The organism is Ruegeria sp. YTSC230 (genome assembly GCF_059609665.1).
Map to the genome: position 1 here is coordinate 204,994 of NZ_JBXWMC010000001.1, position 25,239 is coordinate 230,232.

The window sequence follows — 25,239 nt, forward strand, 5'->3', positions numbered from 1 at the left end:
CGGACTACTTCTGTTCCAAGCGCGTTTGTACCCGTTCATGCGCTTCTTGGCTGTCTTTAAAGCTCAGGCCCATGGCGATGCGGGCTTCTTCGACGATCTTCATTTCGCCTTCGTCCGAATTGCCATCGGCCAGAACGACCTCCCACAAAGCGTCCAGCGCGGCCAGACGTTCCTGCAGGTCGGTTGTTTCGCGGATCAACTTGCCGAATGTATCGGTGTCTGGCGCGGCGGCGTGCAATTTTTCGCAGGTGGCGCGGACTTTGGCGGCCTCGATCGCGTTGTGCTGATAGAGCCGCGCAAGAATACGGTCGATCAGGCTGATTTCTTCCAGCTTGTAATCCCGATCCGCCTGCGCCACGCGCACCATCAAAGCACCCAAGGCCAGTTCGGCGTCAGGATCGGGCAAATGGTCGTGCTGTGGCGGGCGAAACGCCTGAAGGAATTTTTTCAACATGTCGCGAGGTTATTCCATATTTTGTGGCCCGCCAAGCGCTGACTACCCGTCATAGCCGTGAATGGTCACAACTTTGCCGGTATCCGCTTGTATCGGTATCTACCCGCTGGCTAGGCGCCTGACTGCAGCGCCTGTTTCGCTTGTTCCTGCAGCCAGCCCAGCATCTTCCGGTACGGCACAGGCCCATAACTGATCCGGGCGACGCCCAGTGACGCAAGTGTCGCGGTATCCGGCGTCCCGGGCAGGGCAATGATATTCACAGGTAGATCAGTCGATTCGCAAAGCCGGGCGATCATGTCCTCATCCTTGAGGCCGGGTGCAAAGAATCCGTTGGCACCCGCGTCGGCATAGGCTTTGGCGCGTGCCATCGCATCGTCGAGCATCGCCTCGTCATGCGTTTCCGGAGCAGCCTTCAGGAAGATGTCCGTTCTGGCGTTGATAAAAGCAGGGACGCCAGCGACGTCGCACCCTTCGCGCATCGCACCAACGCGAGCCGCCTGGGTTTCGATGTCGTACAGGTCTTTGGTGCCGACAATCTGGTCTTCGAAGTTGAAGCCGACGACACCTGTTTCAAGTGCACTTTGGACATTGGCGATGATTCCCACCGCGTCCTCGGCATAGGCCCCCTCGAAATCCAAAGAAACAGGAAGGTCTACGGCGCTGACGATTCGGCCGGCGTTGTCCAAAGCGACATCCAGCGGGATGTTCTGGCCGTCGCCAAACCCCTGCGCCATTGCAACGGGTGCGCTGCCGGTCGCCAATGCCATGGCGCCTGCATCCCGCACGGCACCGGCGCTGCCAGCGTCCCAGATGTTAAAAAGGATGACCGGATCGCCCTTTTTGTGCAGGGCCGCAAAGGTTTCCGCGTTTTGGATTTGATCGGTCATTTGGGCCTCTCCTGTCATCATTTACCCAACAGTAACCACGTGGAACTGTGCCCGAGTAGTGTTTTTTGGCCGCACACCGTCACTTTGCGGTGACGAAAGAAAATGGGCCAACATTTGTTGGCCCGAATTCTGCGACATGGTGAGATCAGTTGAAGATGATTTAGTCTTGGCCGGCAGTGCCAGATACGTATCTGGCGCTGAACGCCGACTCGCCTAGCCGCTTGAGAAGTGACAACTCGGTCTCCAGCCATGCTTTGTGGCCTTCTTCCTCCAGCAAAATTCGTTCAAACAATGTTCGGGTTCCAACGTCGCCAGCCTCGGCCGCTTGTGCTGCGGCTTGGGTGTAGAAATCGATGGCTTCCATTTCATCCTTCAGGTCTGCGGTAAACATCTCTTCCAGGTCGTCCGCCGCCTTTGGGTTTTTCTGAAGCTCAAGCTCTGGCTTTGCGCCCAGGAAAAGAATGCGTTCGATATAGGCATCAGAATGCCCCAGTTCTTCCTGCATCTCGCCGCGCATCTTCTCGGCCAGGATGTCCAAGCCCCAGTCATTCAGCACATGCGCATGCAACTGGTACTGATGCGCTGCTGTCATTTCCATGTGAAGCGCTTGTTGGAGGTTTGTGATCGTTGTCGAATTGCTCATCGGAATACTCCTGAATCTTTGAACTGCATCAAATTACGCGGCACGCGGGCATGCTTGTTCAAATAGTTAGGAGGTTACACCCCACAAAACAATGCGGGGTGACAGTCCGACACAGATAGCTCTTAAACGAGGCGAGAGGTGTCTTTCGCTGCGCGCACAAAGTCGCGGAACAGTGGATGCGGTTCAAATGGTTTGGATTTCAGTTCCGGATGGTACTGGACGCCGATGAACCAAGGGTGGTCCGACCATTCGACGATTTCGGGCAGACGGCCATCGGGCGACATGCCCGAGAAGTTCAGACCAGCCTTTTCCAGCTTGTCGCGATACTTGATATCCACCTCATAGCGGTGGCGGTGGCGCTCTTCGATATTGGTGCCGCCGTATACCTCTGCCACTTTCGAGCCATCGGCCAGTACCGCGTCATAGGCGCCCAAACGCATGGTACCGCCTTTATCGTCACCGACCTTGCGTTCGACCTTGTGGTTGCCCTGCACCCATTCTTTCAGGTGGTAAACAACAGGCTCAAAACGTTTTTTGCCCGCTTCGTGGTCAAACTCTTCTGAGCCCGCCTCTGTAATGCCAGCGGCATTGCGGGCTGCTTCGATCACAGCCATCTGCATACCAAGGCAGATTCCCAGGTAGGGCACTTTGTGTTCGCGTGCGTATTGCGCGGCTTTGATCTTGCCTTCAGTGCCGCGTTCGCCAAATCCACCGGGAACGAGGATCGCGTGGAATCCTTCCAGATGCGGGGCTGCGTCTTCGGTATCAAACACCTCGGCATCGACCCATTCGACTTTTACGCGAACCCGGTTGGCCATACCGCCATGGGTCAGGGCCTCGGCAATCGATTTATAGGCGTCTTCAAGCTGCGTGTATTTGCCGACGATGGCGACTTTGACTTCGCCTTCAGCATTGTGGATGCGGTCGCTGACATCTTCCCATTTTGTGAGATCAGGCTTGGGGGCAGGGCTGATCTGGAACGCATCCAGAACCGCCTGATCAAGACCTTCGCGGTGATAGGCCAGCGGGGCGTCATAAATGGTCGACAGATCCTGTGCCGCGATCACGCTGTCCGGGCGTACGTTGCAGAACAACGCCAGCTTTTCGCGCTCTTTGACCGGGATGGGACCCTCGGAGCGACAGACTAGAATGTCAGGCGCCAGACCGATCGAGCGCAGCTCTTTCACCGAGTGCTGGGTCGGCTTGGTTTTCAATTCGCCCGAGGCTTTGATGTAGGGCAGCAGTGTCAGGTGCATGAACAGGCATTGGCCGCGCGGCTTGTCCTGGCTGAACTGACGGATAGCTTCAAAGAAGGGCAGGCCTTCGATATCGCCGACGGTGCCTCCAATCTCGCACAGCATAAAATCGACCTCATCCTCACCGATCGAGATAAAGTCTTTGATCTCGTTGGTGACGTGCGGAATCACCTGAATGGTCTTGCCCAGGTAGTCACCGCGGCGCTCTTTCTCGAGCACGTTGGAGTAAATCCGGCCCGAGCTGACCGAGTCGGTCTTGCGTGCGGCCACGCCCGTAAACCGCTCATAGTGGCCAAGGTCCAGATCGGTCTCGGCCCCGTCATCGGTCACGAACACTTCGCCATGTTCAAATGGCGACATGGTGCCGGGGTCGACGTTCAGATAGGGGTCCAGCTTGCGCAGACGCACCGAATATCCTCGGGCCTGCAACAGCGCGCCCAAAGCCGCCGAAGCCAGTCCTTTACCCAAAGACGAAACCACACCACCAGTGATGAAAATAAAACGCGCCATGTTTTCGGCTGCTCCCGTGAGACGTCAAAATCAGCTGCCCGACGGTTCCGAAAAACCGCTGCACCACGGGACTTCACATATAAAGGATTCGCGCCAATAGCGCAAGAGAACCGCAAGATGCTGTTGCAGTTCTCTTTCAGGTTTCTAGGTTTTGTGGATCAGTTGGCTTGTGGGATCAGCGGCGCGTTGTCGCCATCTGCCGGAGGCAGCAGATCGTCAGCCGACGGAACCGCAGGTGTGCTTTCCTCGGTCGGTGCCGGGGCCGGAACGCCCAAACGGTCGATCACCGAACTGCCCGAGGATTTCTGAGCGGCCAGAATTGTCAGCGTGATTGATGTCACGATGAAACAAGCGGCCAGAATCCACGTCACTTTGCCCAAAGCAGTCGCTGCGGCGCGTCCGGTCATGGCGCCGCCACCCCCGCCGCCCATGCCAAGGCCACCGCCTTCGGACCGCTGCATCAGAACGACGGCGATCAGGCCCAGAGCCAAGAGGAGGTGGATAATGAGAACGACGTTTTCCATGGTGTTCCTGTACAGCGTGGCGTGTATCGCGTGGTACTTATGCAAGTTTTCCAGCGGGGGCAAGGGAGGAGTTGGGATCAAGAACGGTGATGTTTCAGATCACGGCAAAGGGACTGGACAGCATGGCCGCACCTCGCGCAGGCTGCGGCCATGCCACATGATGATCACGACCACCCGCACACCCTTTTGCCACCTGATCCTGCGCTGCGGGTAAAGGCGCTGGAAACGATTCTGACTCGCAAGGGCCTGATCGATCCGGCGGCGCTGGATGAAATTATTGATACCTATCAGAACAAGATCGGCCCGCAGAACGGCGCGCGGGTCGTCGCCAAAGCCTGGACTGACCCGGACTTCAAAGCCGCGTTGCTGAAAGATGCCACATCGGTTGTCGCCGATCTGGGTTACTACGGGCGTCAGGGCGAACACATGGTTGTCGTCGCAAACACACCTGAACAGCACAACATGGTCGTGTGCACCCTGTGCAGTTGTTACCCGTGGCCGCTGCTTGGTATTCCGCCGGGTTGGTACAAATCCGATGCCTATCGGGCGCGGGCTGTGCGTGAGCCGCGCAAGGTTTTGGCTGAGTTCGGGGTGACCCTGCCCGAGACGTCCTCGGTTCGCGTTTGGGATTCGACGGCCGAGGTGCGGTACCTTGTGCTTCCGATGCGGCCAGAAGACACGGATGGCTTAACCGAAGACGAGTTGGCGGCACTTGTCACACGCGACAGCATGATCGGAACCGGCCTGCCAAAGGTGCCGTCATGACCAGAGTTCACGATATGGGGGGGCGGTTCGGCGATGGACCTGTGCACCCCGAACCCGATGATGCCCCGGTTTTTGCTGAAGACTGGCATGCGCGGGCATTGGCAGTCACGCTGGCTGCTGGATCGCTAGGCCAATGGAATATTGATATCTCACGTCACGCCCGCGAGAGGCTCTCACCCAAGGATTACACGAGATTTTCTTATTATGAGAAATGGATTTCAGCCCTGACGGACCTGCTGGTCGAAAGCGGCGTGCTGACCGAAGAAGACCTACGTGGCGAGGCAGACAAAGAAGAACACCCGCTGGCGGGCCGCAAGATGAAGGCCGAAGCGGTTGCTGGTGTGCTGGCCAGCGGCGGTCCTGCGGATCGGCCCTCGAGCGTGCCGGCGGAATATGCGGTAGGGCAGGAGGTCGTAACAACACGTCCAACTGCCAACCGCTTGGTCGACGGCGGTCATACTCGGTTGCCCCACTATGCCGCCGGAGCGAAGGGGCGCATTCTAATGATGCACGGGACGCACGTGCTGCCGGATTCCAGCGCTCACAGATTGGGAGACGCGCCTGAGCCACTATATGCTGTTGTATTCCCGGCATCCGAACTTTGGACCAACCCGGAACATCCCAATGACGAGGTGGTTTTGGATCTTTGGCAAAGCTATCTGGGCCCGGCATGAGCAATTGCGTTGCCCATTCCGCCCCTGAGCCTGTTTTTGCTGAACCCTGGCATGCGCAGGTGTTTGCCGTGACGGTCGCACTGAATGAGACGGGCCGGTTTGATTGGCCCGATTGGGCTGCGCGGTTCTCGGACACCCTGAAGCGCCATGGGCTGGATCGGGAACTGAACGGCGGGAACGACTACTTTTTCGCGTGGCTGGAAACGCTTGAGGCATTGTTGACCGAGCAAGGCACAGCCATGCCCGACGACGTAAACCGGCTGCGCGACGCCTGGGAAGACGCGTATCTGACAACCCCACACGGCGATCCGGTGCAGCTAACGGACAAGTAGTCCCCGGAACTGCTCAACTGCGTCGAATTACCGGTTTCCCTGTCGCGTTACCCCCGTTATACGAGCCGAGTTTGATATCTCAGCGCAAAAGGACCGGATATGGCCAATGTGGTTGTTGTCGGCGCCCAGTGGGGTGACGAAGGAAAAGGCAAGATCGTCGACTGGCTCAGCGAGCGTGCAGACGTAATTGCACGCTTTCAGGGCGGACATAACGCCGGTCACACGCTGGTCATCGATGGTGAAGTCTACAAGCTGCATGCGCTGCCGTCCGGTGTTGTTCGCGGCGGAAAACTGAGTGTCATCGGAAACGGTGTTGTGCTGGATCCTTGGCACCTGATCAAAGAGATAGGAACCATTCAGGCTCAGGGCGTCGAAATCACCCCTGAAAATCTAATGATTGCTGAAAATACGCCGTTGATCCTGCCGTTCCATGGTGAACTGGATCGGGCGCGTGAAAGTCAAAACTCCGTTGCGAAAATCGGGACAACCGGCCGCGGCATAGGTCCTTGCTACGAAGACAAGGTTGGCCGACGTGTGATCCGAGTGGCTGATCTTGCAGACGATGCAACGCTGGCATTGCGAGTTGATCGCGCCTTGGTTCACCACAACGCGCTGAGAAACGGCCTTGGGCTGGAGCCGATTGATCGTAATGCTCTGATCGCTCAGCTTAAAGAGATCGCGCCGCAAATTCTGCCGTTTGCTGCACCCGTCTGGAAAGTGTTGAACGAAAAGCGCAAGGCCGGCAAGCGTATCCTGTTCGAAGGCGCGCAAGGTGCGCTTCTGGATATTGATTTCGGAACTTACCCGTTTGTGACGTCGTCCAATGTTATCGCCGGTCAAGCTTCCACAGGCGTAGGAATCGGTCCGGGTTCTATCGATTTCGTTCTGGGCATCGTCAAAGCCTACACAACCCGTGTAGGCGAGGGGCCGTTCCCAACCGAGCTGGACGACGACGATGGTCAGCGGCTTGGTGAGCGTGGGCACGAGTTCGGGACGACCACAGGCCGCAAACGTCGTTGTGGTTGGTTCGATGCCTGCCTGGTGCGCCAAACATGCGCGACCAGCGGTGTGAACGGTATATCGCTGACCAAGCTGGACGTTCTGGACGGATTCGAAACCCTGAAAATCTGCGTTGGCTATGAGCTGGACGGAGAACGTCTGGATTATCTTCCGACCGCCGCCGACCAACAGGCGCGCTGCAAGCCGATTTATGAAGAGATGCCGGGTTGGAGCGAATCCACCGAAGGGGCGCGCAGCTGGGCGGATCTGCCGGCCAATGCCATCAAATATGTGCGCCGGGTCGAAGAGCTGATCGATTGTCCCGTCGCCCTTTTGTCCACCAGCCCGGAGCGGGATGACACCATTCTGGTGACAGACCCGTTTGCAGACTGATGGCAGAGGAACAGAAACAAGGCCTCAGCTATAAGGCGCGCCGCCGCTGGTCTCTGGCGCTTTTGCTGATTGGATTGCCGCTTTATATCGTGGCTGTGGTGACGGTTGTGAACTGGCTTGATCGCCCGCCGATCTGGCTTGAACTGCTGGTCTATGTCGGTCTGGGCATCGTGTGGGCCTTGCCCTTCAAGTTCGTGTTCAAAGGCGTTGGGCAAGCAGACCCGGATCAGTCGGAAGATTGAGAGAGCACTTCTTTTACCTTACAAAAAAGGGGCCGATGATTGCATCGGCCCCTTTTTCTTTTGATTATTTAAGTTCAGCCTGCGGCGCGCTCATCGTCAGGACGGAACCCGATCTGCGTTGATGCAGCGAAGCGACCTCCACCGGCTTTTTCGATCTTGCCGTCCCGAAGCAATTGACCGAACGAGCGCAGGCTTTCTTCACGGTTGAAGTCATCCTGCTTGAGCGAACGAATCTTGTTCATCAACTGCGGGCGCGAGAATTGTTCCTGACCTTCGATGAACGACAAGTAGGCGGCTGCAGCTTCCAACAGGTCGGGCAGCGATTGTGCGCCTTGTTCCTGTGCAAACAGGGCAAAACCACCTTCTTCGTTGGAGTCGCCTGCTTCGTCTTCTGACTTGGACGTAACGCGGCGCGGGGTCACCGGACCGGAGTCCTGTTCCCTTGCGTCGACACGCTGTTCCGCAACCAGTTTCAGCGGCGACGAGGTGTCCGACTGAGGGCGCATGCTGGTGACTTGAATCTCGGGGCGGCGCGGGCTGACGACCGAGGTCAGATCGCCGCGATATCCGCTTTCCTCGGACTCTTCTTGCTGGGGCCGGTCCTCGCGCTCAGCTTCGGTTGCGGCGACGGCCGTGCGCAGATGCGAATAGGTTTCGCGCTGCGTGCTGGTCGCCGGGTCATCCATCTGGCTGTCGGCCTTGTCCATCAGGCGGGACAAATCCTGATCCAGGGCAGTTTCGTTCGATGATTGACCGTCCATTGCGGCCTCGACCTTCGAAATCTCGCTTAGAACATTGGCCTCATCCTCGGCGGTCAGATAACCCTCTTGGGTCTCTGCGACCTCTTCGATCTGATCCTCTTCGGTCTCTTCACTCAGGATATTGCCGGGCTCATCGGTTTCGGCCGTTTCTTCAAGATCGGTGAACAGTGCCGATGGCGTGGGCGCCTCTTCCTCGTCTTCATAGTCGGCGTCCTGCTGCATAGAGAACGGCTGTACGGGTTCTACCGGTTCTTCCGTTGTTTCGGCTTCTGCCACTGGCTCTGCCACGGCAGGGGTGTCCTCGATTTCTTCTGCCTCAAAAGCTGGTGCCATAGGTTCAGCGGCTGCTTCGGGCTTGTCCGATTCCGAAAGGTCCGACGCCTCGAGCGAACCCGCCTCAAACGCGGCGGCGACCGCATCCTTCGGGGCAGCTGGCTGATTACCCAGACTTGTGTCTTCGTCTTCCGTATAAATCACCGAGTTTTCTTCGGAATGCGAAACGACGGCGCGGATGCGCTGCAGTTTTGCGGCAATGCTGTCGGCAGCTGGGGCAGGCGCGCTTTCAACCGGCTCGGCATCAGCAAAGAACGACTCGGCCCCTTGTGCAGGGGGGGTGGCACTGGGGCTCATTACTTGGGGGTCTGCTTGCGCCGCGGTTGGAACCACAGCTGGGGCTGGCTTTGCAGCCTGCTGGGTCGCGCGCAGCAACAGGCCGGAATCGCTCTGGCTGGCTTCTACATGTTTTGCGGCGTCACGCTGTGCGATCCGGGTCAGCATTTCTGCGTCAGGCTGTGGGGGTTCAGAACCAAAATACCGATCGTCGGCAGAAAGATCACGGAAGTATTCTGCGATTGCCTTCATCGTTTCGAATGAATCGTCGAATCCTTCCAAAGTGCAGGAGAAGGTTCCATAAGAAACGGTCAATACCTTGTTGTTCTGTACCATCAGACGCACGTCCTCTACAAACTACGAGAGCCAACCACCTTATGCAGGCACACCTATTGGCTCGGAACTCTCTGCATGAACCTATCATTTTGTGGTCTCAATGTGTCCAAATCCGGGAAAAATGATCAATCTAAGTAAAAAACGCCCAATTGTACGGTCATTTGAGCCAATTGCACTGGTCGGAGGTGGGGAAATCGGCCCTTACGACCTGGAGGTGATGCTGATTCGCGCCAATACGGTCGTGGCGGCCGATGGTGGTGCCGCCCCATTGGTAGAATCGGGTCGCCTCCCTGATGCCGTGATTGGTGATTTCGATTCGCTGGACAGCCGACACAAAGACCAAATTCCAGTGGACCGGTTGTATCCCATACGGGAACAAAACAGCACGGATTTTGACAAGGCCCTGCGCAGCATCGACGCGCCTGTTGTGTTGGGGGCAGGGTTCTTGGGCGGGAGGTTGGACCATCAGCTTGCTGTTCTTAACACGTTGGTTCAGAGACAGGATCGCCCCTGTGTCCTGTTGGGCGAGACCGAGGTCGTCTTCCACGCGCCTCCACAGATTTCCCTGTGTATCACCGTTGGCGATGTCGTTTCATTTTTTCCGTTTCAGCGGGTAACCGGTACCAGCAGAGGGCTGGAGTGGCCCATCGACGATTTGGTGATGGAACCAGGCGGGCAGGTAGGCACATCCAACCGCGCGCTGGCGGATGTTGAACTGACGGTGGATGCGCCGGGATTGCTGGTGATGGTGCCGCGATACGCTCTGGATCAGGTTATGCAGGCGTTTCTGTCGGGGCAGACCGGGCGCTGGCCCGCTCGCGCAGAATGACATACAGGCCTGCGGCGACGGTGATACCAATGCCGACAGCGGCCATGCCATCCGGAAGGTCATGGAAGATCAACCAGCCAAAGAACGTCGCCACCGGGATCTCAAGATACTGCATGGGGGCCAGCGTGGCGGACGGCGCATAGCGCAACGACCACGTCATGAATAGATGCGCGACAGTGCCCAGGACACCGATTCCGATCAGCAGCAGGTGACTTTCACGCTCGGGAACAATGAAAGACAGCTCCCAAACATTGCCGAGTGTTCCCAGCGCCAGAACCGGCAGCAGCAGAACCGTCGCCATCACTCCGGATACGGCCTGCAAGGCTATTGGGTCGGTTTCCTTGGCAATCTGTCGTGTCACCAACATGAAAAGGGAAAAGACAATCGCAACGACCAAGGGTAACAGAGCGGCGGCACCGACCTGAACAAAGCTGGGCTGGATGACCAGCAGAGTGCCCACGAACCCGACAACACAGGCGATCAGGCGGCGCATACCGACCTCTTCACCCAGCACGTACTTGCCCAGCAACAACATTATGAAGGGCATGACAAAGGCGATGGCGACTGCATCCGCCAGCGGCAAGTATTGCAGTGCGCTGAACATTGCCGCGATAGCGACGATATGCAGAACCGTTCGGATGAACGCCAGCCACACAAGACGTCCACGCATGCGCCAGTGCCGCCTGGTCAGGGCCACCAAAGGTATCAGGATCAACGCCTGAACGGCAAAGCGAATAAACACCAGAACGCCGACCGGTGTCGTCTCACCCAGCAGCTTGGCGATGGAATCGCCCATCGGTGCAAGCACGCAAAAACACAGCATCAAGAAGATGCCAAAGACGGGACGATCCTGGGTCATGCGGCGACGCTACGGGTTTTGGCACCCGGTTGAAAGCTTCTATGAAATCGGCTGCACCTTCGTGTAGTCGGGTCCGATGCAGACGGGCAGGTCGTCGTCCAGTTTCAGCCAATCCAGCCGTTCTTCATGGGCCACGTGCAGCGTGGGCTGCAATTGGTTGGGATCCTCTAATGTGGCGACATACAGATGCAGCACGTCCGACATGGCTTGGGATCGAAACGAGATCGGCGTGCCGCAATTGGGACAAAAGCTGCGCTCGACACCGGGCGAGGAGTTAAAGTTTTTCGGAGACTCGCCAATCCAGCGCCATTGCCCGTCGCGCACGCCAAAATAGGTCGTCATCGGGGCCGCACATTGCCTGCGGCAACTATCGCAATGGCAGCTCACGCAGGACAGGACCGGAGGAACAACCTCGTACCGAATCGTTCCGCACAGGCAATGTCCTTGCATCGTTGACCTCCATTGCTGTCACTGTCAGCAGTTTGGCACGTTTACGGCCAACCCGCCCAGAGACGTTTCCTTGTACTTCTCGTGCATATCATGCCCGGTTTGGCGCATGGTTTCGATCACTGAATCCAGCGGCACGAAGTGTTTCCCATCGCCACGCAGCGCAAGTGAAGCAGCCGAGACGGCTTTGATGGCCGCCAACCCGTTGCGTTCGATGCAAGGAACTTGCACCAGACCAGCGACCGGGTCGCAGGTCATGCCTAGATGATGCTCCAATGCAATTTCGGCGGCGTTTTCGACCTGCTCGGGCGTACCACCCATCACGGCGCAGAGGCCCGCTGCAGCCATTGCCGAGGCGCTTCCAACTTCAGCCTGACAACCGGCTTCTGCACCCGAGATCGAGGCGTTGTATTTGACCAGCCCGCCAATGGCCGCTGCCGTAAGGAGGAAGTCCTCGATATGGCTTTCCGAGGCACCGGGAACGTGGTCGAGGTAATAGCGCAGTACGGCAGGCATCGTACCAGCTGCCCCGTTAGTGGGCGCAGTGACGACTTGCCCGCCAGCCGCGTTTTCCTCGTTTATCGCCATCGCATAGACGCTCATCCAGTCATTTATGGTGTGCGGTGCGTTTAGGTTCATGCCTCGCTCGGCCAGCAGTGCGTCGTAAATGCCCTTGGCGCGGCGGCGCACTTTCAGGCCGCCGGGTAGAATGCCATCCGTCTTCAGTCCACGTTCGATACAGTTGTTCATGACTTCCCAAAGGCGCGCGGTGCCTTTGGCGAAACTGTCCGCACAGCCCCGCGCGATTTCGTTCTCGCGCTTCATCTGGGCGATGCTTTTGCCGCTAGCGTTTGCCATCTCAAGCATTTCGGCCGCCGAGTGAAACGGGAAAGGCACGGCAGGGCCGTCATTGGTGGCTTTGCCATCGGCCAGTTCTTCCTCGGTCAGGACAAAACCGCCGCCTACGGAATAATAGACCTGCCGCAGGATCACGTCGCCTTGCGCGTCTGTCGCCATCAAGATCATGCCGTTGGCATGACCGGGTAGGTTGTGGTCGTAGTCAAAGATCAGATCGGCCTTTGGATCGAATTGCAGGGTCGGCAACCCCTCGGGCGTGACTGAGTGCGTTTCAGCAATAGCGGCCAACGCGGCCTCGGCCTTGTCGTTGTCATAGGTGTCAGGAACAAACCCGGCCAGTCCAAGGATCGTAGCTCGGTCTGTTGCGTGACCTACGCCAGTAAAAGCCAGCGATCCGTGCAGCGATCCGCGAAGACCGGCGAATTCAAACGGCGAGGCGCGCATCAGGTCCAGAAACCGTGCGGCGGCAACCATCGGCCCCATTGTGTGTGACGAGGACGGGCCGATGCCCACTTTGAACATATCAAAAACAGACAAGAACATATCAGGTAGCAGAGCCTTCTGGAGGGTGAGCATAAGATGGACTGGTGAAGGGGGTAACCCCCAACCCCTCGGCCGCGATGGCAGCCCGGGTTGCGGGACGGCTTTCCAGGCGCATCAGAATGGATTGTAGGTAAGGCGTATCCGCCAATTGATACCAACTGCGATCAGCGCGCTCCGGGTAAAGGGACATCCACCGCATCTGGCAGGCAAGGTAGTATGTAAGGACCGAGGGTTGATCGGCGTGCAACCAACTGGGCGCAGTTTTAGCAACGTCATCCAGAACCCGAAGATGTTGGCGTAGGCGCGGGCGGATACCGTTGCGCAAGGTTTCGGCCTGTGCCGCGTCGGTGTATTTTTCGGCATAGAACAGGATGCGCAGATCGGCATGTAAAGTGTTCGATGCGAAAAAGAGCCATTTCAGGAACGCAGCCCGATCCGGGTTGTCAGAGGCGGGAGCCAGTTGCGCATGTGTATCTGCCAGCCACAAAAGGATGGCGGCTGTTTCAAAGATCGGACCTTGTGGCGTTTCAAGAACCGGGATCAGGCCGTTCGGATTCAACCCTCTGTAAGCCGCGCCATCCTGTGCGTTTTGCCGTCGATCCACCAAAGCCGTCTCATAAGGCAGGCCCATCTCTTCCAGCACCAGTCTGATCACCAGAGAGGCATTGTCGGGGGCAAAGTGCAATCTATAGGGCGCGTTCATAGGCTGTATTTATACACCAGCAGGGATGTCGAACGTCTCGATTGCGACGTTTCCAATAGGAAACGCGTAGTTTCGCGACAAGTTGGCCTGTTGGATCGGCCAATTGGCGCTCGCAGTTGCGTCGGACATTCCGTATAAATTCCGCAATACCAAGGGGGAATGCAACAATGACCGGAGATTTGTCACCCATAGACAAAGCCAAATATGCCGCGGCGCTTCGGGCCGCTGACATGGTTCAGGACGGGATGCGCGTTGGGCTGGGCACCGGATCAACGGCCGCCTGGATGGTCCGCCGTCTGGGGGAGCGGGTGCAGGAGGAAGGTTTGCGGATCAAGGCTGTTCCGACCTCAACCCGCACCGCGCAACTGGCCCGTGAGTTGGGGATCGAGGTCGTCTCGCTGGATCAGGCGGGTTGGCTGGATCTGACCATCGACGGCGCGGATGAATTTGACGGCGATCTGAACCTAATCAAAGGCGGCGGCGGCGCGCATCTGCAGGAAAAGATCGTTGCCACGGCAAGCGATCAGATGATCGTTATTGCAGATGCCGGTAAAGAGGTCGAAACGCTAGGCGCGTTCCCGTTACCGGTCGAGGTTATCCCTTTTGGCTGGCAGACAACGCGAACGCTGATCCAAGAGGCGCTGGATACGATGGACGTTCTGGGCACTTCTGCCGCGCTGCGCATGAACGGAGAGGCGCCGTTTGTCACGGATGAGGGCAATCACATTCTGGACCTCCACCTTCAGCGCATCGGAAATGCCAGGCAACTGGCGCTGGTGCTTAATCAGGTCCCGGGTGTGGTCGAGAATGGTTTGTTCATCGACATCTGTGACAAAGTTGTGATCGGCCACGGCGATGGTCGGGTCGAGCTGCGCGATATCAACGATGGAACGATCGAACTTGATCAGGCGGTGGAGGCAGGCGAGAACTTGTTCTCGGATCTGGCGGATTAAGCGGAGCAGACACAGATCGCTTTTCTTCACTCGTTTTATTCGGACGCTACATTGCTTTGAGTGAAGTCGTGACCGCGAACGATTTGGGACACGTACAATTTGGCACTTGGTTTGACCAATCCAAGACGCGGAGGCCGCCGTTGAATAAAACAAATGCAACCATATCTGGGCGTTTGTTCACAACGCTGCAGCGGTTCCCTGCGCAAGTTCGAGCAACCGAAGAGGCCGGAGCCCCGGCGATCACTCTGGACAGCAGCGCGAGATAGAGTACACCCCATGCAAGGCCTGCGGGCGCTTGCGGAAATTTGGAAGAGGCAGGACAAATGAGCTTTGACTATGATCTGTTCGTTATCGGCGGAGGCTCAGGTGGGGTCCGGGCCGCACGTGTGGCAGCTGGTGAGAACGGTGCCAAAGTGGGGCTGGCCGAAGAAGACCGCTACGGCGGCACCTGTGTCATCCGAGGCTGTGTGCCCAAGAAGCTGATGGTCTTCGCCAGCGAATTCTCGGGTATGGTCGGTGATGCGCAAGCCTATGGCTGGGACATTCAGGCCGGTGCTTTGAACTGGGATACTTTTCACGGCAAGCTGGTGACTGAACTGGACCGGCTTGAAGGCATCTACCGCAATATCCTGAAAAACAACGGCGTTGAAAGTTTTGACCAGCGGGCGACCGTTGTGGATCCACATACGGTCGAATTGGCGGATGGGACACGCAAGACAGCCAAGCACATCCTGATCGCTACAGGCGGTCGTCCGGTCGTGCCCGAGTTCCCGGGATCGGACCTGGCGATCACGTCGAACGAGATCTTCCACCTTGAGAAGCTGCCCCAAAGCATTCTGATTGTCGGTGGCGGCTACATCGCCAGCGAGTTTGCCGGAATCATGAACGGGATGGGCGTCAAAACCACTCAATTCTATCGCGGTGCGCAAATTCTGCGAGGATTCGACGAAGAAGCACGTGGCCTGATCTGCGAAGAGATGCGCCAGAACGGCATCGATGTTCGTTTGGGCACCAATGTGCTGGAAATGACCAAAGAAGGCGACAAGATCCGCGTCAAGGCCACCGATGGCACCGAGGATCAGTTCGACGTGGTCATGTACGCCACCGGGCGTGCCCCGAATGCGGATAATCTGGGCCTCGAGGCGCTGGGCGTGGAAAGTGGCCGCAAAGGTGAGATCGTGGTGGATGAGTACAGCCAGACTGGCGTACCCTCGATCTATGCCATCGGCGACGTGACCGACCGCGTGAACCTGACACCCGTCGCGATCCGCGAGGGGATGGCCTTTGTCGAAACCGTGTTCAAAGGCAACCCGACGCCTGTGGATCATGAACTGATCCCGACCGCGATCTTCACCCAACCAGAATTCGGCACCGTGGGCCTGAGCGAAGAAGAAGGCGCGGCACAGGAACCGATTGAGGTTTACGCGACATCGTTCAAGCCAATGCAAAAAGCCTTTGCCGGTGGAACGCAGCGCGTGTTGATGAAGCTGATCGTCAGCCAGGCGACTCGTAAAGTTTTGGGCTGCCACATCGTCGCGCCGGGCGCGGGTGAGATGATCCAGCTGGCTGGCATTGCCGTCAAAATGGGCGCAACCAAGGAAGATTTCGACCGCACGGTTGCCGTTCATCCGGTGATGGCAGAGGAATTGGTAACAATGCGGCAACCTGTGCGCACTGCTTGATTTGCAACCGCGCGCACACAAGTTACAAGGGAACCCGTGATCACACGGTCCAACACAAGGGAATAGATACATATGGCGGGCAATAGCGGCGGCCCCTGGGGGGGCGGAGGCTCCTCGGGCGGCGGAGGAAATCGGGGTGACAACGGTGATGGGCGCAAGCCCCCCGAAGGCGATGGTCCGCAGATCCCCGAGATTGATGAGCTGATGAAGAAAGGCCAGGAACAGCTGCGCGTCCTTATGGGCGGCCGCGGCGGTTCAGGCCGAGGTGGCAACGGTCAGGGCTCTGGCGGCGGTGGCCCCATCTTCACAAAAGGTACGGTTCTTATTGGTGTCGTCGTCGCGGCGGTATTGTGGGGGGCGGCCAGTTTTTACACGGTCAAGCCCGAAGAACAGTCGGTTGAGTTGTTCCTCGGCGAATTCTCGGCCGTCGGAAATCCGGGTCTAAACTTTGCGCCCTGGCCTTTCGTTACCGCCGAAGTCATCCCGGTCACCCGTGAACAGAACGAAGATATGGGCGGCGCGCGCGGCAGCGATGATGGCTTGATGCTGACCGGCGACGAAAACGTGGTCGATATCGACTATCAAGTCGTCTGGAACATCAATGACCCTGCGAAGTTCCTGTTCAACTTGCGGGATCCGCGCCAAACGATCCGGGCGGTATCGGAATCAGCGATGCGCGAGATTATCGCTCAAAGCGAGCTTGCACCGATTCTGAACCGGGATCGTGGTGTCATCGCGGATCGCTTGCAGGAACTGATCCAATCCACGATGGACAGTTACGATTCAGGGATCAATATCGTCCGCGTCAACTTTGACAAAGCCGACCCGCCGCAGGACGTGATCGCCGCCTTCCGCGACGTTCAGGCTGCTGCGCAGGAACGGGACCGGTTGCAGAACGTAGCCGATGCCTATGCGAACAAGGTGTTGGCAGAAGCGCGCGGCGAAGCTGCGCAGGTTCTGGAAGAGGCCGAAGGATATCGTGCCCAACAGATCAACAGTGCGCGGGGTGAAGCCAGCCGCTTTAGCGCAGTTCTGGAAGAATATTCCAAAGCACCCGATGTGACGCGGAAACGTCTGTATCTGGAACGTATGGAGCAGATTTTGGGCGACGTTGACAAAATCATTCTGGACCAGAATTCATCCGGGCAAGGGCAGGGTGTTGTGCCCTATCTGCCGCTGAACGAGCTGCGTCGTAGCCCAGCCGGGGAGAGCAACTGATGCGTAAATCACCCATTATCCTCATTCTAGTCGTGATCCTTGGTGTCGTTGGCCTGTCTTCGATCTTTATCGTGGATGAACGTGAACGCGCGCTGGTCTTGCAATTTGGTCGTGTCGTCGCGGTCAAGGAAGACCCCGGTTTGGCGTTCAAAATCCCGGTGATTCAAGAAGTTGTCCGCTATGACGACCGTATCCTGTCGATTGACGTACAGCCCCTTGAGGTGACCCCTCTGGACGATCGGCGTCTGGTTGTCGATGCATTCGCACGTTACCGGATTTCAGATTTGAATCAGTTCCGTCAGGCCGTTGGTGTCGGTGGTATCCCGGTTGCCGAGGATCGCCTGGATCGTATTTTGCGGGCCGAAACCCGCGAAGTGCTGGGTTCGGTTTCGTCCCGTGACATCCTGAGCTCGGACCGTGCGGCGCTGATGCTGCGCATCCGAAACAGCGCGATTGCCGAAGCACAGGCGCTGGGCGTGACTGTAATCGACGTGCGATTGAAGGCGACCGACTTGCCGCAGGCCAACCTTGAGGCGACCTTCGACCGTATGAAGGCCGAGCGGGAACGTGAAGCAACAGACGAACGTGCCCGTGGTAACGAGGCGGCGCAGCGTGTGCGTGCGCAAGCTGACCGGACCGTGGTCGAACTGGTGTCAGATGCCCGTCGTGAGGCGGAAATTACCCGTGGTGTAGCGGACGCCGAACGTAACGCGATCTTTGCCGAAGCTTACGGCGCGGACCCGGAGTTCTTTGAATTCTACCGTTCGCTGACTGCGTATGAGAACGCGTTGCAGGGCGGCAATAGCTCGTTGGTTCTGAGCCCGGATTCCGAGTTCTTCAACTACCTCGCTTCGCCGACCGGACGACCAGCTCCGGCTGCTGCGGCCTCCGAATAATGGGACTGATCCTTCTGGCTTTCGGGCTGGTATTGATTGTAGAGGGGCTGGCCTATGCGCTAGCCCCTTCGCTTATTGAGCGCATGTTAGAGGCATTGCGGTCACTGCCCGAGCAGGCGCGGCGGCTGGCCGGTCTGCTGAGCGTAGTTAGTGGGTTTGTCCTGCTATGGGGGGCTTATCAGGTTGGGTTTTGATGCGGTGACCTCACTTGCAGGTGATTTCCCCGCGATCCCGAGTTGCGGGCAAGGACAAACCGACTACATTGGTTCCTGAGAAGATTTGCCCGAGGGCAGTTTTACAAGACTTGTTGACAAGGAGTTCCCAAGTGCAGGCACAAGCACGCAGTATTTCAGTCCGGCAGGACGAGGGTGTTGGTTTCATGCGGCTGATGTGGCTGGCCATTGCGGGGATGATTCTTGTTCTGGCCCAAACCGTCGCAGCACAGGCGCGGAGCGAAAGCCTGGCGCCGCTGGCAGAAAAGATCAGCCCGGCCGTGGTCAACATTACCACCTCAACGTTGATTGAAGGCCAGACCGGCCCGCAGGGCATTGTGCCCGAAGGGTCGCCCTTCGAGGATTTCTTCCGCGATTTTCAGGACCGGAACGGTGATGATGAAAATCGCCCGCGCCGCAGCAACGCGCTGGGTTCGGGGTTCGTGATTTCCGAGGACGGCTACATCGTCACAAACAATCACGTGATTGCCGAGGCTGATGAAATCCTGGTGGAATTCTTCCCCGGTGATGGACAGCCACCGGAGGAACTGCCTGCCAAGGTGATCGGCACGGACGAGAAAACCGATATTGCGCTGCTGAAGGTCGAGGCCCCGGGACCGCTACAATACGTGCAGTTTGGCGACAGTGACGTCGCTCGTGTCGGTGATTGGGTTATTGCCATGGGCAACCCGTTGGGGCAGGGCTTCTCGGTTTCGGCCGGGATCGTTTCGGCCCGCAACAGGGCGCTGAGCGGTTCGTATGACGACTACATCCAGACCGACGCTGCGATCAACCGGGGTAACTCGGGCGGCCCGCTGTTCAACATGAATGGCGAAGTAATTGGTGTGAACACAGCGATTTTGTCGCCCAACGGCGGTTCGATCGGGATCGGCTTTTCAATGGCGTCCAACGTCGTGGTCAAGGTGGTCGATCAACTGCGCGAATTCGGTGAAACCCGCCGCGGTTGGCTAGGCGTTCGCATTCAGGATGTTACCGAGGACATGGCCGAGGCAATGGGGTTAGCCAAGCCGGGCGGTGCGCTGATCAGCGATGTTCCGGATGGGCCGGCCAAGGATGCCGGACTGCTGGCTGGTGACGTGATCCTCAGCTTTGATGGGGTCGAGGTCGAAGATACACGCGGTCTTGTGCGTCAGGTCGGTGAGACGACCGTAGGCAAAGCCGTGCGTGTTGTCGTGCATCGCGATGGCGGCACACAGACCGTCCTGGTTACTCTGGGACGTCGTGAGGATGCCGAACGGGCCGAGCAGGGCGATGAGGAAACGTCTGAGGCTCCAACGGAAGAGAACGCTGCTATTCTGGGCCTGACCATTTCGCCACTGACGGACACGCTACGTACGGATCTTGGTCTTGAAGAGGACGCCGAGGGACTGGTTGTAACCGAAGTGGATGAGGCCTCTGAGGCGTTTTCCAAAGGGTTGCGCGCCGGTGATCTGATCACCGAGGCTGGACAGCAAAAGGTAACGTCGATTGGAGATTTGGAAGCACGCATGGAAGAGGCGCGTGAGGCCGGGCGTAAATCGCTGTTGTTGCTTGTACGTCGCGGTGGCGACCCCCGCTTTGTGGCGCTGAGCCTGGGCGAGTAACGCAATACACCAAACTTTGTGACAAGGCCGGGGCAATGCCTCGGCCTTTTCCGTTCCACGTGGCGCTGAAAGTAAGTGAGCCACACGCCGGGGAGGCGCATGGCTCTGGTACAGGGAGAGGCCAGTGGACAGATATCGGGGATGATTCTCTGGCCCCCTACGGTAACAACTAAGACATTAGCTATTTTGGCATGTGCCGTATGTGAAGGAGGTCACAAGGTCAGATTAAGTCGGATTCGGCCAGTTCTTTCAGGGCGTTGAAGTCCTGGATCATCAGTCCGCCGCGGGATGCCTCGACGACATTGTCGCGTTTCCAGGTGGAAATCGTCTTGGATACAGCCTCGCGCGTGGCACCGACGAACTCGGCCAATTCGCTTTGGGACAGGGTGATGCGCATTGCGGGGTCGTCCTGAAGGGCAGACAGATGCAGCAATTTGCGCGCCAGACGAATGGGCATCGGCAAGAACACTTGTTCGTTTAGCTGTGACCCCATCCAGCGCATGCGCAGCCCCGCCAGACGGATCATGTCGACGGCAAGATCGGGATGCTGGCGGATCTGGTCCATGACGTCGCTGCGGCGCACGCGCAGCACACTCGATGGCTCGGCCGCTGCGATTGTGGCGGTACGCGGCCCGCTGTCAAACAACGCGATTTCGCCAAACACTTCGCCCGGCTTCATAAGTGTCAAAGACAGCTTGCGCCCGCTCATCGCAAGGAATGAAACCTCAAGCGTACCTTCAGAAATCACATACAGCGCATCGCCTTCGTCCCCCTGCTCAAACAGCACCTGGCCCTGATCCAAGGAAATCTCGGTCGCGAGTGCCGAAAGCATAGCCCTGAGTCGGTCTGATGCCTCGGACAGGAATCCGCTGTTTGGGAGTGCCTTCATGTGGTTGAGGGGTCTCCGGCTGCTGGTATTGAGTGGTGCCCCAATGTTCCACAGCCGGGCTATTATTCCAAGGTTTTTATTGGTTTGCCTGATTGCGCGCTGTGTGACGGCTCAATATGAAAGCAAACGCATAAGCTGCGCACCGATTATCAGTGTTCGCCTATTGGTGGTCTGGATCATCCATGTAGCGTTGCAACAGACTGAACTGAAGCATCAGGAACGCCATCAGCGCGATCGGAAAGGCGAAAGTTTCAATTTTGACCCACAGGTCCGTCGACATGGTTCGCCAGACAAATTCATTGGCAGCGGCCAGAACCGCAAAGCAGCCGCACAACCGGCGGGTCAGGATCATCCAGCCCTCGTGGCGCATCGGCAGCATATCTTCGAGGACATAGGCCAGGTAGGATTTCCCTTGCAGAAGGCCAATTCCAAGGATGACCGAGAAAAAACCGTAAACCAGCGTGGTTTTCATCTTGAAGAACCGCTCATCATTGAACCAAGCGGTCAGGCCCCCAAAGAAGATGACCATGAAGGCGGTGAATATCTGCATCCGGCTCAGTTTGCCGGTCAGGACCCAGAGGATGCCCATGGCGGCCAGCATCAGCGGGACGAAGATGATCGTCGCAATGATAAAGCCTGAATATTCAATGCCTCCGATCAGAAAACTGTCGTCACGCAGGCGTAGGTAGATGAAGAAAAAGGCCAGTGGCGGCCCAAGCTCTAACGCTTGTTTCAGAAATGGATTGATTTCTTTTTTGCCTGGCATGTCGGTTTCCTGATTTTTACCCGCCCATTTCAACTATTACGGCGCCCAATGCAATCAATGCCATCAGCGCGACCCGTCTTGGCCCCACAGTTTCTTTTAACACCAGCCACCCGATCAGCGCCGCGAAGACTGTCGAGGTTTCTCGCAGAACGGCAGCTTCGCCGACCTTGTCCAGACGGGTCGCCAGCATGATTGCTCCGAAGGACATAGGGGCGATGATGCCTCCGGCCAAGCCCCGCAACATTAGTGGGCCAACGGCAGGGCGGTTGATCATGGCGCGCCATCTGAAGAAGGCGTAAATCGGCATCGCAAAACCGTCGATCATGAAAAACCACGCCAGAAAGGTGAACGGGTCGGCGGTGGCCCGGATACCATAGGCGTCATAAGTGGTGTAGAGCGCGACGAACAGGCCGGTTGCGATGGCCAGTACCAGCGCTATGCCCAGCGTTTCCCGGTTGGTTTCCAGAAAACGCAAATTATAGGCGGCCAGGCCGAAGATACCGGCCAGCAGAACCAAAACGCCAAACCATTGAATCCCGGTAAAGGTCTCGCCGAAGAGAAGGTAGGCGCCAATGACCGTGACAAGGGGGCCAGTGCCGCGTACGACCGGGTAGACGACAGTGTATGAACCCTTTGTATATGCCATCGCCTGAAGGACCTTGTAGGCGATGTGGATCACCCAGACCACGGCGAAGATGGACCACATGTAGGGTTCAGGCCACGGCACCACGAAAAAGGCAAAAGGGGCGGCCATCAGGCAATAGCAGGCGTCGATTGCCCCACGGGACAGCCAGGGATCGTGGCGGCCCTTCTGCAGCGCGCCAAATACAGCATGCAGGAAGGCGGCCATCAGAGCGAGGCCAAGAGCCAGCTGATGACCCGCTTCGGTGCCTTCGAGAGAAATCAGCCAGTCGCTCAAATGTCAGTCTTTTCGCTGGGTGGAGAGGCCGGGGGTTTTCCACCCTCAGACCCCCGGAGGATATTTAGGGCCAGATGAATGGGGGATCAGGTTCGGTCCAGGCCAGTGAGGGCGGCGGCGAACTCTTCAGGGTCGAAGGGGGCGAGGTCGTCGATCTGTTCTCCAACGCCGATGGCATGGATTGGCAGGCCGAATTTGTCGGCCAGTGCAACCAATACGCCACCTTTGGCGGTGCCGTCGAGTTTGGTCATCACCAGGCCTGACACGTCAGCGAGATCGCGGAATGTCCGGACCTGGCTCAGCGCGTTCTGGCCCGTGGTGGCATCCAGCACCAGCAGCGTGTTGTGCGGGGCGGTCTCGTCGATTTTGCGGATTACGCGGACGATCTTGGCCAGTTCCTCCATCAGGTCCGCACGGTTTTGCAGGCGACCGGCCGTGTCGATCATCAGCAGGTCTGCGCCGTCTTGCTGCGCGCGGGTCAGGGCGTCGAAAGCCAAGGAGGCCGGGTCTGACCCCTCTGGTGCGGTCAGCACCGGCACGCCGGCGCGGTCGCCCCAGACCTGGAGCTGTTCGACGGCGGCAGCGCGGAATGTGTCCCCGGCGGCGATAACGACCTTTTTGCCCGCAGCTTTGAACTGGCTAGCGAGCTTGCCGATGGTCGTGGTTTTGCCGGACCCGTTGACGCCAACGACCAGCACGACCTGCGGACGCTTGGGGTAGATGGGCAGAGGCTTGGCAACCGGTTCCATCACACGGGCGACTTCCTGGGCGAGCAATTGCTTGATCTCTTGCGTGGAGAGTTTCCGGCCCAATCGCCCCTCGGCCATGTTGGATGTGACCCGCAAAGCGGTGTCGACGCCCATATCCGAGGCGATCAGCAGTTCCTCTAGCTGCTCAAGCATATCGTCGTCCAACGTACGACGGATGACGGCCTTGGCTTCGTTCCGGCCAAACAGGCGTCCCAACACCCCTTTGGATGGCGCGGCCTCAGGCGGGGGCGGAGCAGGGGTTGGGTCGACCGGCGCGGGTTCAGGTGTTTCGACCGGCTGTGGCACAGGGGCGGGTTCAGGTGTCTCTGGCACGGGCTGCGGAATTTCGGGAACCGGTTCCGGCTGCGGCTCAGGCTCGGGGATAACTGGATCGGGGGCGGTCGTTTCCTCGCCACCGTCTTCGACGATGGCATCCAGCCCCTGTTCGAGGCGGGACGAGGATTTGAACAGCTTGTCCTTGAGCTTTGAGAAAAACGCCATTTTTAGTCTCCGCAGGTGTTCCTCTCACCTAATGCGGATTTGCGGCAGTTGCAAAGGGTCACAAAAGCGCAATCAACAGCCCCGCTTGCGCGCCCCAGTAGAGGATCCAGATCATATAGGGCGTGATGCGTAGCGCCGGATGGCCGTCAGGCAGCAGAAACTTTTCAGTCGCCAGAATCAGGTCCGACGCGATGAAGGCCAGTGCGGCGGGCAGGGCCCAGCGTAACGCGCCCGCCTCGGGCAAGGCGAGGACCGTAATGCCCATGCCAAGGATGATCGGGATATAGCCCAGAACCGGTATCTTGAGGTCACCGGCACGGGGGGCGAGCAGGGTTGCAGCAACGATCCCGAGGATGATCAGCGACCAAAAGATGCCGGGCTTGTCGAAGATCAGAGCGGTGTCGCTGGATGGGTGGCTGAGGAACAGAGCGATATAGGCCAGGTGGCCTGCTGCAAATGCACCAATCCCTGCCATGAAGGTCGAGTCCGTCTCGCGTGATAACAGCGCGTCGCCCAAGGCGCACAGGACTAGCGCAAGGGTCAGTAGCATGGGGGCGCCACTTAAGACAGCAACCAGCGCCAGTAGCGCGACAGAGGCCGTCTTGAAGAGGGATCGCAGGGGGCTGGCCGGGCGCGGTGACATCGGCAAATAGGCCAGCGCGCTGGCGGCAGCGATCCAGAAAAAAGCGGTTGTCATCAAATGTCCCCCATTTGGCTTTTTTGGCAGCATCACCGGGATCGCCATTACAACTCAAGCGGTGACGTTAAGGCAGCCGGTTTTAGGGGATTGTCTGTTGGCGATGCTGACCGGCATCTGTCAGAATGTTCCCATGCTCAGGCGTATTGCGATTCTTCTGACACTTTCTGCGCAGACGGCAGCGGCTCAGTCAGCTTTGTCTGGGGCTGAATTCGACAGTTATACGCGCGGAAAAACCATGTTCTATGGGTTTCAGGGAACGGTTTACGGCGTCGAACGCTATTTGCCCAATCGCCGCGTGATCTGGTCTTTTCTGGACGGCAATTGCAAAGAGGGTGTCTGGTACGAACAAGCGGGCCAGATCTGCTTTGTCTACGAAGACCGGATTGACCCGCAATGCTGGGTCTTTACCAAGTCTGACGGGGGCCTGATCGCCTTGTTCGAGGGCAACTCGGACGCCACCGAACTGTACGAGGCCGAGGACATCAATGAAGAAATGGTTTGTCTCGGCCCTGAAGTCGGGGTCTGA

General features: G+C 58.1%; 28 protein-coding genes. 13 read left to right on the forward strand and 15 right to left on the reverse strand.

The features are described from left to right. Positions 1 to 4: 4 nt before the first annotated feature. The 5 genes from AC2FD9_RS00985 to secG form a co-directional block, all read right to left on the reverse strand. Positions 5 to 454 carry a tellurite resistance TerB family protein gene (locus tag AC2FD9_RS00985; RefSeq protein ID WP_058276107.1) on the reverse strand — a complete coding sequence of 150 codons (450 nt, stop codon included), beginning with the start codon at positions 452 to 454 and terminating at the stop codon, positions 5 to 7. 110 nt (positions 455 to 564) lie between these two features. Continuing rightward, positions 565 to 1,341: an isocitrate lyase/PEP mutase family protein gene (locus AC2FD9_RS00990; protein ID WP_058276116.1), complete on the reverse strand. Its 777-nt coding sequence runs from the start codon at positions 1,339 to 1,341 to the stop codon at positions 565 to 567. A 160-nt stretch (positions 1,342 to 1,501) separates the two neighbouring features. Beyond that, a complete protein-coding gene (locus AC2FD9_RS00995) occupies positions 1,502 to 1,984 on the reverse strand; it encodes a bacterioferritin (RefSeq protein ID WP_058276106.1) in 483 nt (160 codons plus the stop codon). Positions 1,985 to 2,106: 122 nt separating this feature from the next. Further along, positions 2,107 to 3,750, reverse strand: coding sequence for a CTP synthase (pyrG, locus tag AC2FD9_RS01000; protein WP_058276105.1), 1,644 nt, complete (start codon positions 3,748 to 3,750; stop codon positions 2,107 to 2,109). A gap of 158 nt (positions 3,751 to 3,908) precedes the next feature. Then, positions 3,909 to 4,274 (reverse strand): preprotein translocase subunit SecG, encoded by a 366-nt coding sequence (gene secG, locus AC2FD9_RS01005; protein ID WP_058276104.1) that lies wholly within the window; start codon positions 4,272 to 4,274, stop codon positions 3,909 to 3,911. A 150-nt stretch (positions 4,275 to 4,424) separates the two neighbouring features. Between secG and nthA the strand changes: the two genes are divergently transcribed. The 5 genes from nthA (at position 4,425) to AC2FD9_RS01030 (ending at position 7,679) form a co-directional block, all read left to right on the forward strand. Then, positions 4,425 to 5,039, forward strand: a complete 615-nt coding sequence (nthA, locus tag AC2FD9_RS01010) for a nitrile hydratase subunit alpha (RefSeq protein WP_058276103.1) — start codon at positions 4,425 to 4,427, stop codon at positions 5,037 to 5,039. Then, positions 5,036 to 5,713, forward strand: a complete 678-nt coding sequence (gene nthB / locus AC2FD9_RS01015) for a nitrile hydratase subunit beta (protein WP_496834943.1) — start codon at positions 5,036 to 5,038, stop codon at positions 5,711 to 5,713. The genes nthA and nthB overlap by 4 nt, the downstream gene beginning before the upstream one ends. Continuing rightward, entirely contained in the window at positions 5,710 to 6,045 is a 336-nt protein-coding gene (locus AC2FD9_RS01020) for a nitrile hydratase accessory protein (protein ID WP_496834945.1), read from the forward strand. Before nthB ends, AC2FD9_RS01020 begins: the two co-directional genes overlap by 4 nt. Before the next feature lie 99 nt (positions 6,046 to 6,144). Continuing rightward, positions 6,145 to 7,437 carry an adenylosuccinate synthase gene (locus AC2FD9_RS01025; RefSeq protein ID WP_058276100.1) on the forward strand — a complete coding sequence of 431 codons (1,293 nt, stop codon included), beginning with the start codon at positions 6,145 to 6,147 and terminating at the stop codon, positions 7,435 to 7,437. Further along, positions 7,437 to 7,679: a DUF2842 domain-containing protein gene (locus AC2FD9_RS01030; protein ID WP_109311720.1), complete on the forward strand. Its 243-nt coding sequence runs from the start codon at positions 7,437 to 7,439 to the stop codon at positions 7,677 to 7,679. Before AC2FD9_RS01025 ends, AC2FD9_RS01030 begins: the two co-directional genes overlap by 1 nt. A 74-nt stretch (positions 7,680 to 7,753) precedes the next feature. On the opposite strand, the gene AC2FD9_RS01035 is transcribed toward AC2FD9_RS01030, so the two are convergent. Beyond that, positions 7,754 to 9,385 carry a hypothetical protein gene (locus tag AC2FD9_RS01035; RefSeq protein ID WP_496834948.1) on the reverse strand — a complete coding sequence of 544 codons (1,632 nt, stop codon included), beginning with the start codon at positions 9,383 to 9,385 and terminating at the stop codon, positions 7,754 to 7,756. Positions 9,386 to 9,506: 121 nt separating this feature from the next. On the opposite strand from AC2FD9_RS01035, the gene AC2FD9_RS01040 reads away from it, so the two are divergent. After that, positions 9,507 to 10,214, forward strand: coding sequence for a thiamine diphosphokinase (locus AC2FD9_RS01040; RefSeq protein WP_496834949.1), 708 nt, complete (start codon positions 9,507 to 9,509; stop codon positions 10,212 to 10,214). Here AC2FD9_RS01040 and AC2FD9_RS01045 read toward each other — a convergent pair. Genes AC2FD9_RS01045 through AC2FD9_RS01060 form a run of 4 tightly spaced genes read right to left on the reverse strand, consistent with a single transcriptional unit; the run spans position 10,159 to position 13,624 of the window. Beyond that, positions 10,159 to 11,073, reverse strand: a complete 915-nt coding sequence (locus tag AC2FD9_RS01045) for a DMT family transporter (protein ID WP_472723490.1) — start codon at positions 11,071 to 11,073, stop codon at positions 10,159 to 10,161. The genes AC2FD9_RS01040 and AC2FD9_RS01045 overlap by 56 nt on opposite strands. A gap of 39 nt (positions 11,074 to 11,112) precedes the next feature. Beyond that, complete coding sequence (locus AC2FD9_RS01050; RefSeq protein ID WP_496834951.1) at positions 11,113 to 11,523, reverse strand: GFA family protein; 411 nt, start codon at positions 11,521 to 11,523, stop codon at positions 11,113 to 11,115. Positions 11,524 to 11,547: 24 nt separating this feature from the next. Further along, entirely contained in the window at positions 11,548 to 12,921 is a 1,374-nt protein-coding gene (locus AC2FD9_RS01055) for an L-serine ammonia-lyase (protein WP_496835498.1), read from the reverse strand. 1 nt (position 12,922) lies between these two features. Beyond that, positions 12,923 to 13,624: a glutathione S-transferase family protein gene (locus tag AC2FD9_RS01060; protein WP_496834953.1), complete on the reverse strand. Its 702-nt coding sequence runs from the start codon at positions 13,622 to 13,624 to the stop codon at positions 12,923 to 12,925. A gap of 167 nt (positions 13,625 to 13,791) precedes the next feature. Between AC2FD9_RS01060 and rpiA the strand changes: the two genes are divergently transcribed. From rpiA to AC2FD9_RS01090, 6 genes are all read left to right on the forward strand, one after another. Next, positions 13,792 to 14,577: a ribose-5-phosphate isomerase RpiA gene (gene rpiA / locus AC2FD9_RS01065; protein WP_496753592.1), complete on the forward strand. Its 786-nt coding sequence runs from the start codon at positions 13,792 to 13,794 to the stop codon at positions 14,575 to 14,577. A gap of 323 nt (positions 14,578 to 14,900) precedes the next feature. Beyond that, a complete protein-coding gene (gene gor / locus AC2FD9_RS01070; protein WP_496834955.1) occupies positions 14,901 to 16,259 on the forward strand; it encodes a glutathione-disulfide reductase in 1,359 nt (452 codons plus the stop codon). 72 nt (positions 16,260 to 16,331) lie between these two features. Beyond that, positions 16,332 to 17,477, forward strand: coding sequence for an FtsH protease activity modulator HflK (gene hflK / locus AC2FD9_RS01075; RefSeq protein WP_108858948.1), 1,146 nt, complete (start codon positions 16,332 to 16,334; stop codon positions 17,475 to 17,477). Beyond that, positions 17,477 to 18,373 carry a protease modulator HflC gene (gene hflC / locus AC2FD9_RS01080; RefSeq protein ID WP_108858947.1) on the forward strand — a complete coding sequence of 299 codons (897 nt, stop codon included), beginning with the start codon at positions 17,477 to 17,479 and terminating at the stop codon, positions 18,371 to 18,373. Before hflK ends, hflC begins: the two co-directional genes overlap by 1 nt. Continuing rightward, positions 18,373 to 18,567, forward strand: coding sequence for a DUF2065 domain-containing protein (locus tag AC2FD9_RS01085; protein ID WP_282118760.1), 195 nt, complete (start codon positions 18,373 to 18,375; stop codon positions 18,565 to 18,567). Before hflC ends, AC2FD9_RS01085 begins: the two co-directional genes overlap by 1 nt. 185 nt (positions 18,568 to 18,752) lie before the next feature. After that, positions 18,753 to 20,189 (forward strand): Do family serine endopeptidase, encoded by a 1,437-nt coding sequence (locus AC2FD9_RS01090; RefSeq protein WP_496738834.1) that lies wholly within the window; start codon positions 18,753 to 18,755, stop codon positions 20,187 to 20,189. 220 nt (positions 20,190 to 20,409) lie between these two features. Here the strand turns inward: AC2FD9_RS01090 and AC2FD9_RS01095 are convergent, their stop codons facing one another. The 5 genes from AC2FD9_RS01095 to AC2FD9_RS01115 all read right to left on the reverse strand — a co-directional run bounded on the left by AC2FD9_RS01095 (position 20,410) and on the right by AC2FD9_RS01115 (position 24,710). Next, a complete protein-coding gene (locus AC2FD9_RS01095) occupies positions 20,410 to 21,078 on the reverse strand; it encodes a Crp/Fnr family transcriptional regulator (RefSeq protein WP_058274845.1) in 669 nt (222 codons plus the stop codon). Positions 21,079 to 21,238: 160 nt separating this feature from the next. Next, the gene (locus tag AC2FD9_RS01100) at positions 21,239 to 21,844 is read right to left on the reverse strand and encodes an inner membrane-spanning protein YciB (protein ID WP_496834957.1); all 606 of its coding nucleotides are present in this window, start codon (positions 21,842 to 21,844) and stop codon (positions 21,239 to 21,241) included. A 16-nt stretch (positions 21,845 to 21,860) separates the two neighbouring features. Beyond that, positions 21,861 to 22,763 (reverse strand): DMT family transporter, encoded by a 903-nt coding sequence (locus AC2FD9_RS01105; protein ID WP_496834959.1) that lies wholly within the window; start codon positions 22,761 to 22,763, stop codon positions 21,861 to 21,863. A gap of 86 nt (positions 22,764 to 22,849) precedes the next feature. Continuing rightward, positions 22,850 to 24,013 carry a signal recognition particle-docking protein FtsY gene (gene ftsY / locus AC2FD9_RS01110; RefSeq protein WP_282118757.1) on the reverse strand — a complete coding sequence of 388 codons (1,164 nt, stop codon included), beginning with the start codon at positions 24,011 to 24,013 and terminating at the stop codon, positions 22,850 to 22,852. 58 nt (positions 24,014 to 24,071) lie between these two features. After that, positions 24,072 to 24,710 carry a lysoplasmalogenase family protein gene (locus AC2FD9_RS01115; RefSeq protein WP_496834961.1) on the reverse strand — a complete coding sequence of 213 codons (639 nt, stop codon included), beginning with the start codon at positions 24,708 to 24,710 and terminating at the stop codon, positions 24,072 to 24,074. A gap of 103 nt (positions 24,711 to 24,813) precedes the next feature. Between AC2FD9_RS01115 and AC2FD9_RS01120 the strand changes: the two genes are divergently transcribed. Continuing rightward, complete coding sequence (locus tag AC2FD9_RS01120) at positions 24,814 to 25,239, forward strand: hypothetical protein (RefSeq protein WP_282118867.1); 426 nt, start codon at positions 24,814 to 24,816, stop codon at positions 25,237 to 25,239.